Source organism: Rheinheimera sp. (assembly GCF_020217005.1).
Classification (GTDB): Bacteria; Pseudomonadota; Gammaproteobacteria; order Enterobacterales; family Alteromonadaceae; genus Pararheinheimera.
The window spans coordinates 1-10,000 of sequence record NZ_JAIWOI010000239.1 but is presented as its reverse complement, the minus strand read 5'-3'; the positions used below and the strand labels follow the sequence as shown (position 1 = coordinate 10,000).

The window sequence follows — 10,000 nt, the reverse complement described above, 5'->3', positions numbered from 1 at the left end:
TGGTTGATGAATTTGTTGCCTTAGTTGCGGCGGTAAAACAGACCTCAGAGGAGATACATAGTGAGCACTGATCTGTTTCAGCTTGCTGCGGAATTTGAACGGGACAGTATATGGCTGGCTGATTGGCCTCTTTGTCAGTTGCGCCTGCAAAACGACGCCAACTACCCTTGGTTTATTCTGATCCCAAAGCGTGCTGGTATGGTAGAAATTATTGATTTAACTGACCATGACAGAGCCTTACTGTGGCACGAAAGTGCCATGTTATCCCGTTTTCTGAAAACTGAATTTCAGGCTAAAAAACTGAACATTGCAGCGCTTGGAAATATGGTCCCCCAGCTGCACCTGCATCATATTGTGCGTTATGAACACGATAGCGCCTGGCCTGCACCTGTGTGGGGGAAACTGCCTGCCAAAGCTTATAGTGAAGATCAATTAGAGCAAATAAAACAAAAGTTACGGTTATTACCATACTCTCATGACGGTTCCGTTCTAAACTAGTAGAATTAGCTCTGCCTTTCTAATCTTTCTTGGTTTTTACTGGTTTTGATTGCCTGAAAATTTCGTTGTAAGGAACCCTGTTATGTCGGCTGAAAATGCCTTATTGACCATTCTGATTGAGAAAATCCGCACTGACATGCTGGTTTTGCCGACCTTACCTGAGATGGCAATTCGGGTTAGGAGAACTGCGGACGATCCCGATAGCAACTTAGTGATGATGACGGACGTTATAGCTCAGGATCCGGCCTTGGCAGCCCGTATGATCAAAGTAGCAAATAGTGCTTTTATGGGCAGGTCTATCAAGGTCAATTCGCTGAATCAGGCGATTACCCGCATAGGCTTGAGTCAGGTGAAAAACATTGCTACAGCCATGGCGATGGAGCAGCTTTTTGTTTCGCAGCACGAGCAGATTAAAGAGCGAATGGCTCAGGTATGGCGTGACAGCGTTAATGTTACTAGTATAGCGCTTGCCTGTTTAAAGCTTTATATAGGTGAAAACAAACACTGCAATCTTAATCTGGACGTGATGACACTGGCTGGATTGATGCACCTGATCGGTGCTTTACCTATTCTGACAGAGGCGGAACGTTATCAAACTGTGTTTGGTGATCCGCAATTTTTAGAAAATGCGATCAATACTTTGTCAGGTCAGATCGGTGCTAACATTATGCGGGCATGGGATTTTTCTGATACTTATGTCCAGATAGTGCAGAACTGGAATAATAGCTCCTATCAGGAGGCTCAGGTCAGTTACATAGATTTTATCAGGCTTGGAGCTTTGGTACAGAGACCGTTGGAGGGCACGGGCCGGCTTCAGGCTCTGCAACCCTACATAGATCGTCGTATAGTGCCAGACGCTAACTTTATGGAGTTAGCTGAAGTGAATCTGATTTCACAGGAAGTCAAAGCGTTATTTAGCTAAGCCATCGAGAAACAGCAAAGCCCGGAGTCTCATCCGGGCTTTGAGTCTGTAGGCTATTCAGTGCTGATATTTGCCTTGAGCGGTAACAGCGCATGGCGTAACGCATCGGTCATCAGTAATAAATCTGCATCTAATCGGCCTATTACATCATCCCAGCCCATTTCTTCATTTGAGCCTGACAACAGATCATGGAATTTCAGTCTTTTGATACTGCCATCATCGCAGATCAGGAACGTTACTTTTTCATCTTGCTCTAATGCCAGCTTAGTCACTAATTTATCCTGTAAGTGGCTTTGAACTTCGTCCGCACTTAACAAATGGTTGATAAAGCGTACTTTAGCGCCTTCTTCATCCGGAGCCTTTAATTCAGCTTCAGCGCCTAACTGAAAACCTTCCGGTAATTCTTTGCCTTGCAACCAAAAATGTAGTTGTTGGTTCAATTGGTGATTGTCCAGCAATGGCATTGCCGGCAAAGAACCAAAGGCTTTTCGCAGTAAAGCCAGTAACTCCTCAGCTCGGCTGGCGCTGCTGGTATCCACCAGTAACCAGCCTTGTTGTTTGTCATACAAAGCTGTGGTGACACTAGATTTGCTAAAGGCACGTGGCAGCAGTGTCTGGATCAGTTCTTCTTTTAACGCCTGCTTTTCTTTGCGACTTAACGGACGGCCTTTTTCCTGCTCCATCGCATCAATTTTGGGTGCCAGCTCTTCATTAACAACTGAACCAGGCAGCACTTTCTCCTGCCGTTTTACGGCAAACAACATCACATCATTAGTTTGATGGCAATATTGTTTCAGACTAGGATGCAAAGGGCTGGTAAAGCCCATTTTAATAGCTTCCTGCGAGGTGCAAGGGGTAAATTTGAATGCGGCTAAGGCCTGCTCTAATTGCTCCTGGTCTGTGTTTAAATTTTCAGTGACCTGGTATAAGCGTAAATTTTTGAACCACATGTTGAACTACTCTAAGCCTAAGAAATGCGGCTTAGTATACAGAGTTCAGCTGCGGGGTTTAGAGTTTTTCCGTTAAAAAAATAAAGCCCGGCGCTTTAAACCGGGCTGTTTTACTTTGCTGCAGGCTCAGGAATTACGTTTTAAATTTTTGGGGAAACGAATATGGTAGCTCAGTCCATGGCCTGGCTCGCTGCTGACCTGGATAGAACCACCCAGTGTCTGGCGCACCAGATTGTAAGTAATATGGGTACCTAAACCACTGCCTCCCTGATCACGTTTTGTCGTGAAAAACGGGTGGAATAGTTTTTCCAGTTGTTCCTGTGTCAAGCCACGGCCATTGTCAGAATAGGTAATATCCACCATTTGACCTTCATCCAGCACTGTAATACGGATATAACCTTCTTCCAGCTCTTCAAAACCATGAATTAAAGAATTCATTAAAAGATTGGTAAAGATCTGCGAAATTGCTCCTGCAGGACAGCTCAGCATCAGACTTTCCGGACAGTTGACATCAATATGATGGCGGGTCTTTTTGAAATTAGGCTGTAAGGAGCGGATCACTTCATGGAGGTATTCCGCCAGATTAATAGTACGGATGGCATCACTGGTTTGGTCCACAGCGATTTGTTTAAAACTGGCTATAAGCTCAGAAGCCCTGGTTAGATTCGATTGCAGCAGGGAAGTGCTTTGTTTCGCTTCTTCGATAAAATGTTCCAGCACCTTAGGTGATAAAGTCTTATCTTTGTAGGCTGCATCTAAGGCTGCCAATTTTTCAGCGAGGAAGCTGGTCGCTGTCACACCTATGCCCACCGGAGTATTCACTTCATGAGTAATGCCTGCAACAAAACCACCTAAAGCAGCCATTTTTTCTGACTGCACTAAACGGTCCTGCGCCTGTTTCAAATCATCTACAGTTTTTTCCAGCTCACTTTGTTTACCGCGTAAAGCTTCCTCACTGTGACGACGACGCTCAATTTCTTCACGCAAGGCCTGTTGTTTTACTTCCAATTCTTGCTTTTGTTGCTGTAAATCCATCATAGCCTGACTTAGACCTGAAGTTTTGCGTGCCACTTCCTGCTCTAGCAGTAAGTTATGCTGGTCGAGCTTTTCGTTGGAATGCAGAAGTTGCTTCTGAGTGCTTTCCAATTGAACTTTGTAATCCTGAACACGAGCAATCAAGCGGTTAAACGCATCAGCCATCACACTCAGTTCATTGGCTTCATCGTGCCTTACTTCAACTTTAGTGCCTTCAAGGTGGTCCAGCTCTAAATCTTCAATTTGTTGTGTCAGCTCGCTCAAAGGTAAGGTGAGCTGGCTACGGAAAGCGAGCAAAAACAGTATTATTAAGAAAGTAGTCTTTAACACCGCATTGCCGACCAAAAAATAAATGCCGACTTTAATCCGATCCAGAACTACCGCTCTGCTGGAAAATAAAGTCACGTCACCAACTTGAGTAGCACGGCCGGAAAATTCGAAAATAAGCGGAAAGGTATAGCCAAATAAACCGGAATTCTGTTCAGTTAAGCGAATTCCTTCCTGCACCAATTGATTGCTGTAGCGTTCGCTTATATCAATGTAACGGCCTAATTGGGTGATGACAGCGCCGCTATCATCCCGCACTATAATGCCTTCGATCGCGGGAATAGCCAGTAGCCCATCGGCAATGATCAATGCTTGCTGAGTATTTAATTCCCAAATGGCTCGGGTCAGGCTACCAGAGAAAGTTTGCTGTAGTGTCGCTAACTCGCCATTGATGTGATCTTTGGTGTTGAAATATTCGGCAACAATCTGACCTAAAGTCACGACAAAGGTCAGGATAAAATATACTGACAAGACTTTAGTCAGCAGCTTACGCGATAGACTTTTCTGCTGCATGAAACAACCTTGTTTAATTCGGCCTAATGATAAACAGCTAAACCACTAAGTTATAGAAGATCTGTTTAAATGAAAATACTATATGTAATAAATAACTTAGAGACTAGGCAACAAGAGCCGCTTTAGCAATATGGTGGGTATAAATTGTCAGATTGCTGCAAAATCAGTATTTAATGGTGTTAAATTGTGGCAGCTTTCAGTATGGTATTGCTGCCCACTCATTGAACTGTGCTCGAAGAAGTGACTACAAATAAAGCAATAATAAAGAGGCTGTTTTAATGACGTTACCTGTATTAATTTGTGACGACTCCTTGTTGGCACGAAAACAAGTGCGCAAATCCTTACCTGAGTTCTTTGATGCCGATATTCTCACTGCAGGAAACGGTGTTGAAGCTCTGGCTATTCTGCGTAGCCAGGAAATTGGCTTAGTGTTTTTAGACCTCACCATGCCAGAGTTGGACGGCATAGGCGTGCTAGAAGCAATTAAGCAAGAAGGAATGGACTGTTTTGTTATTGTTATTTCGGCAGATATTCAACCTGAAATGCAAAAAAGAGTGACTGAGCTGGGAGCTTTGGCTTTTATTCACAAACCCGTCAATCCGGAAAAATTGGTGGTGATTCTGAAGCAATATGGTCTGATATGAGTAAAGTATTCTCTGAAGAGCAAAGAGATTGTTTGCAGGAGTTGATCAACGTTGCGATGGGATTGGCCAGTGACAAACTTGCGCGCTTTTTAAACACCTTTGTGCATTTACAGGTACCTGCTATAGAGCTGGTGAGCTCTGCACAAATACCCGCTGAGTTTGAGACAAGATACAGCAGTACCGATTCAGCATTGGTCAGTCAGGGTTTTTTAGGCAATGACGGTTTAAGAGGTGAAGCCATAGTGCTTTATCAGCTGGAAAATGCCCATCGTATTGCTGCGTTGCTGGGTTACGAAACCGACAGTATTTCGGAACTTGAAATGTTGACAGACATCAGTTCCATTTTGACCACCACATTTTTAAATGGTCTTGCCACTCAAATCGACAACAGTTTGTCTTACAGTGCACCCAGGGTGTTGTCCTCCAGACAAGGCAATGTTGCGCAAGCTTTGCTGGAAACAGCTTATCATTGGGAGCTGGCTTTGAAAGTCGATATTAGTTATCAGTTGATCGATCACTCCTTTAACTGCGATATGTTGCTGTTGATCCCAGGAGAGGCTGTTGTAAATATTCAGCAAATATTGACTCGGATTTTGGAAGAATATTGATGTCGGACAACTGGTTAACCGGCCCTGTACTGGAACAGCTGAACAGTGGTGTGCTAGTGGTAGATGAGCAGTTCCAGCTCGTGTATTTAAATTGTTTTTTACAGCGTCATGGCTCAGTGCAATTGGATGAGGTTAGAGGGCAGAGCCTGTTTAAGGTTTTCTCTGATGTACCTGAAGCCTGGCTTAGGCGAAAATTTGCGTCGGTACTTGAATTACAAAGTCCTTCTTTCAGTAGTTGGGAACAACGTCACTATGTGATTAAGTTGCCGCATATGAGGCCAATGACCAGCTCGAGTCAATATATGGCGCAAAACTGCACTATGTTACCTCTGAGTGATGAAGCCGGTCGACGTTACGTTTGCTTGTTGATTGAGGACGCTACCGATACTTTTGTTTACCAGCAACATTTACAAAGCACCTTGCAGAAGCTGGAACATAGCAACAGAATTGATGGCTTAACCCAATGTTTAAACCGAAGGTATTGGGAAGAACAGCTTAAACTGGAAGTGCAAAGAGCACTGCGTTATCAGCAACCTTTGTCTTTGTTGTTATTCGATCTGGACAAATTCAAGCAACTCAATGATCAATATGGTCATTTAGGTGGAGATTCAGTACTGATTGAATTATCAGCCAGAGTCCGTGCTTTGTTGCGGGATACAGATTGGTTCGGTCGTTATGGTGGCGAGGAGTTTGGCATAGTGCTGACCAATACGGCGTTGCAAGGAGCTGTTGAAGTGGCTGAACGCCTTTGCCTCGCAGTGAGCAGTCTTGCAGTTACCTTTAATGAGTGCTCAATTCAAAGCAGCATCAGTATTGGCGTTGCACAATTAACTAATACAGGTGAGCGTGCTCATGAAGTCCTGATAGGTCAAGCTGATGTAGCACTTTATAATGCGAAAAGGAATGGCCGGAACAGAGTGGTTGCTTTTAGTCCGGGTGAAACAGAATTTTTGTTGAAGACCACAGATTAGTCAGTGAATTTTAGAATAATCTAAACATTTAGATTGACAGACGTCTAAAATTTTGAGCATATAGACAGTATGAAAAAGACACAAATCCGCAATACACTCACCATTATTATTACCACCAACCCTGCGGGGTAGGAGGTCGGCGGCGTATTGTTTTTAAAAAGGCCCGTGACCTCCCCGTCACGGGCCTTTTTCGTTTAGCAAGGAGTAAAACATGAGGGTGCTTAAGTTTGGTGGTTCGTCTCTGGCGTCGGTAACCCGCTTCCTTGAGGTGGCGGATATAGTGCAGCAACAAATTGGCAGTCAGCCTGTGGGTCTGGTGTTATCTGCCCCACAAGGAGTCACTAACTTGTTGGTAGAGTTAACAGATTTAGCTTTTTTAGGCTCGGATTATCAGCCGTTGTTACAACAATGGAAGCAGCGTCTGGCGCAGTTAGTCGCGGAGGCTGCGCTCAGAGTAAATGCCGAGCAGTTAAAAGCGGTGCAACTGCTGGCGGAAGAGCAGGAACAAAAGCTGACTGAACGTTTGCACGGTATTAGTTTGTTAAGCTATTGCCCGGATCATATTAAAGCGCAAATCCTTGGTATGGGTGAGCAGTTCAGCGTCTGCCTGATGACGGCTCTGTTTAAATCCCGTCAAGTCAATGTTGTGTTACTGGATTCTGTGGCTTTAGTCAAAAGTCAGGGCGACTACTTAAATGCCGTAGCTGATATTCCTGCTTCCGAACAAAGTTTTGCCGCAGCTTTAGCTAAGCAATCGGCGCAGGTTTACGTGATGGCAGGTTTTGTCTCAAGCAATGCGCAGGGCGAGCTGTGCTTATTAGGCCGCAATGGTTCTGATTACTCCGCAGCTATAGTTGCTGCAGCAGTCAAAGCTTCGGTTTGTGAAATCTGGACTGATGTGGATGGAGTCTACAGTGCCGATCCACGTCAGGTGAAACAGGCTAAGCTGATTGATCATTTATCCTATGACGAAGCGATGGAGTTATCCTACTTTGGTGCCAAAGTACTGCATCCAAAAACTATTGGTCCTTTAGCTCGTTTTCAAATTCCCTGTTACATCAAAAATACCTTAAATCCATCGGCGCCTGGCACTTGTATTGATGCAAACAACAACGGAGATTCACTGGTCAAAGGTATCTCCAGCCTGGAGCATTTGGCGCTGATCACAGTCTCAGGACCTGGCCTGAAAGGTGTGGTCGGCATGGCATCCCGTGTGTTTGCCACTATGGCGCGTGAGCAGGTATCGGTTAGTTTAATTACTCAGTCTTCATCAGAATTCAGTATCAGCTTCTGTGTCGCGCAACTGGATTTAGCGTCCGCTAAAAAAGCACTTGAGGCTGAATTTGAACTGGAACTGCAAGGTAAGTTATTACGCCCGCTGCAAATTTTATCCGACATGGCTATTGTGAGCCTTGTGGGGGATGGTATGCGTCAGCATCGCGGCGTGGCGGCCAAGTTTTTTGCATCCCTGGCACAAGCCCGGGTGAACGTTGTCGCTATAGCGCAGGATAGCAGTGAACGTTCTATCTCAGCTGTGGTTGAGCAAAAAGCTTGTCAGAACGCCGTGAAGGTCTGCCATGAAAACTTCTTCAGCCATATACCCAGCATCGATGTGTTTCTGGTCGGTTGTGGTGTGGTTGGTAGCGAGTTGCTGGCTCAGTTCCAGCGTCAGCAAGAGTTTTTACAGCAGCGTAACGTCAAGCTAAAGGTCTATGGCATCGCCAATTCAAAAGCTTTATTGCTGGATGAAAAGGGCATAGATTTAAGTCAGTGGCAGCAGCAAATGCAACAGGCCAAAGGCCAGTTTTCTGTGGCAGATCTAAGCCGTTTTGTACAAGAGCAACACTTAACCAATCCGGTGTTGATTGACTGCAGCAGCGCAGAGCCAGTGGCTAACTTATACGTCGATTTCTTAAAAGCTGGTTTCCATGTAGTCACGCCAAACAAAAAAGCCAATACAGGTTCGCTGGACTATTACCACCAACTGCGGCAGGTAGCGCAGCAGCACAGACGTCGTTTCCTGTATGAGACCACTGTTGGTGCTGGTTTACCGGTCATTGATACCTTACAGGGCTTGTTTAATGCCGGTGACGAGCTGGTGGCATTTGAAGGGATATTATCAGGTTCTTTATCCTATATTTTTGGTTTACTGGAGCAGGGACAGTCTCTGTCTGAAGTTACTTCGAAAGCCCGTGAATTAGGTTTTACTGAGCCTGACCCTCGTGATGATTTATCCGGTATGGATGTAGCCCGTAAATTACTGATCATGGCGCGTGAATCTGGCTTGATGTTGGATTTAACCGATGTTGAAGTCGAAGGTGTGCTGCCAGCTGATTTTGCGCCTGGTACAGATGTGCCAAGTTTTATGCGGCAATTACCACAGCTTGACCAGGCTTTTGCTTTGCGTATTGCAGCGGCTAAAGCTAAAGGCCAGGTGCTGCGTTATATAGGCGAAATCAGCGAAGGCCGTTGTAAGGTGGCTATCAAAGCTTTGGATGTAGATCATCCGCTGGCGAAAGTGAAAGATGGTGAAAATGCACTGGCTATTCATACCCGTTATTACCAGCCTATTCCTTTTGTATTGCGTGGTTATGGTGCTGGTGCCGCTGTCACTGCTGCTGGTGTGTTCAGTGATGTGATGCGGACTTTGTCCTGGCAGCAGGAGATGTAATATGAAGTCGTATTTTGCGCCTGCGTCCACAGGGAATTTTTCTGTTGGATTTGATTTATTAGGTGCTGCTTTTGAGCCTGTTGATGGCTCTTTATTTGGTGACGTTTTGCGTATTCATGGCGAACAGGCACAAAACAGCTTAACTCTGTCTGGGCGTTATGTGCACCAGTTGCCACAAGACACTGATGATAATTTAGTACTGAAGTGTTTTTACGCTTTTGAACAAAAAATTGGCCGTACTTTGCCCCGATTGCAGCTGGAGCTGGTGAAGAATTTGCCTGTAGGCAGTGGCTTAGGTTCCAGCGCCTGTTCAATAGTGGTCGCTTGTTATGCCTTCAATGATTATTTTGGCAAACCTTTGGATGACTACCAGTTGCTCCAGCTCATGGCGCAGCTGGAAGGTGGTGTCAGCGGTTCTGTACATTACGATAACGTAGCTCCTTCATTCTACGGTGGTTTATTGTTGATGTTACCGGACAGTCCATTGTTATGTCGCACTTTACCCTGGTTTGAGCATTGGCAAGTGGTGCTTTGTTACCCAGGTACAGTACTGTCGACCAAAGCAGCAAGAGCGGTGCTACCGCAACAATTGACGCTTAAACACAGCATAGCTTTTGCTGGCATGTTGAGCCGTTTTATCAGTGCTTTGTATGCCTGGGATGAAGCTGAAGCCTTAGCATCACTGCAGGATCTGGTGGCCGAACCGGCCCGTCAGCAGTTGATGCCTGAACTGGTGCCTCTGCGCGAAGCCTTAGCCGCTCAGGGCATTGGGCATGTCGGGATTTCCGGTGCAGGCCCAACCATTTTTGCGGTCTGTCAAAATGACGCTCAGGCCAAATTTGCTGCTGATTATTTACAACA

9 protein-coding genes are annotated in these 10,000 nt (G+C 45.3%); 7 read left to right on the top strand and 2 right to left on the bottom strand.

Going from position 1 to position 10,000, the window contains the following annotated elements; all coding sequences use genetic code 11:
• Positions 1-60 precede the first annotated feature (60 nt).
• Positions 61-498 (top strand): HIT domain-containing protein, encoded by a 438-nt coding sequence (locus LDL40_RS11730; protein WP_300995564.1) that lies wholly within the window; start codon positions 61-63, stop codon positions 496-498.
• 82 nt (positions 499-580) lie between these two features.
• A complete protein-coding gene (locus LDL40_RS11725; protein WP_300995563.1) occupies positions 581-1,420 on the top strand; it encodes an HDOD domain-containing protein in 840 nt (279 codons plus the stop codon).
• Positions 1,421-1,473: 53 nt separating this feature from the next.
• Here the strand turns inward: LDL40_RS11725 and rdgC are convergent, their stop codons facing one another.
• Complete coding sequence (gene rdgC, locus LDL40_RS11720) at positions 1,474-2,370, bottom strand: recombination-associated protein RdgC (protein WP_300995562.1); 897 nt, start codon at positions 2,368-2,370, stop codon at positions 1,474-1,476.
• 126 nt (positions 2,371-2,496) lie between these two features.
• Complete coding sequence (locus tag LDL40_RS11715) at positions 2,497-4,245, bottom strand: ATP-binding protein (protein WP_300995561.1); 1,749 nt, start codon at positions 4,243-4,245, stop codon at positions 2,497-2,499.
• Between the two features lie 278 nt (positions 4,246-4,523).
• Here LDL40_RS11715 and LDL40_RS11710 point away from each other — a divergent pair, with 278 nt between their 5' ends.
• The 5 genes from LDL40_RS11710 to thrB all read left to right on the top strand — a co-directional run.
• Complete coding sequence (locus tag LDL40_RS11710) at positions 4,524-4,889, top strand: response regulator (protein ID WP_300995560.1); 366 nt, start codon at positions 4,524-4,526, stop codon at positions 4,887-4,889.
• Positions 4,886-5,497, top strand: a complete 612-nt coding sequence (locus tag LDL40_RS11705) for a chemotaxis protein (RefSeq protein WP_300995559.1) — start codon at positions 4,886-4,888, stop codon at positions 5,495-5,497. The genes LDL40_RS11710 and LDL40_RS11705 overlap by 4 nt, the downstream gene beginning before the upstream one ends.
• A complete protein-coding gene (locus LDL40_RS11700) occupies positions 5,497-6,468 on the top strand; it encodes a sensor domain-containing diguanylate cyclase (protein ID WP_300995558.1) in 972 nt (323 codons plus the stop codon). The genes LDL40_RS11705 and LDL40_RS11700 overlap by 1 nt, the downstream gene beginning before the upstream one ends.
• A gap of 211 nt (positions 6,469-6,679) precedes the next feature.
• Entirely contained in the window at positions 6,680-9,139 is a 2,460-nt protein-coding gene (gene thrA / locus LDL40_RS11695; RefSeq protein WP_300995557.1) for a bifunctional aspartate kinase/homoserine dehydrogenase I, read from the top strand.
• Between the two features lies 1 nt (position 9,140).
• Positions 9,141-10,000: homoserine kinase (gene thrB / locus LDL40_RS11690; RefSeq protein ID WP_300995556.1), on the top strand; the 860-nt coding region annotated here is incomplete at its 3' end.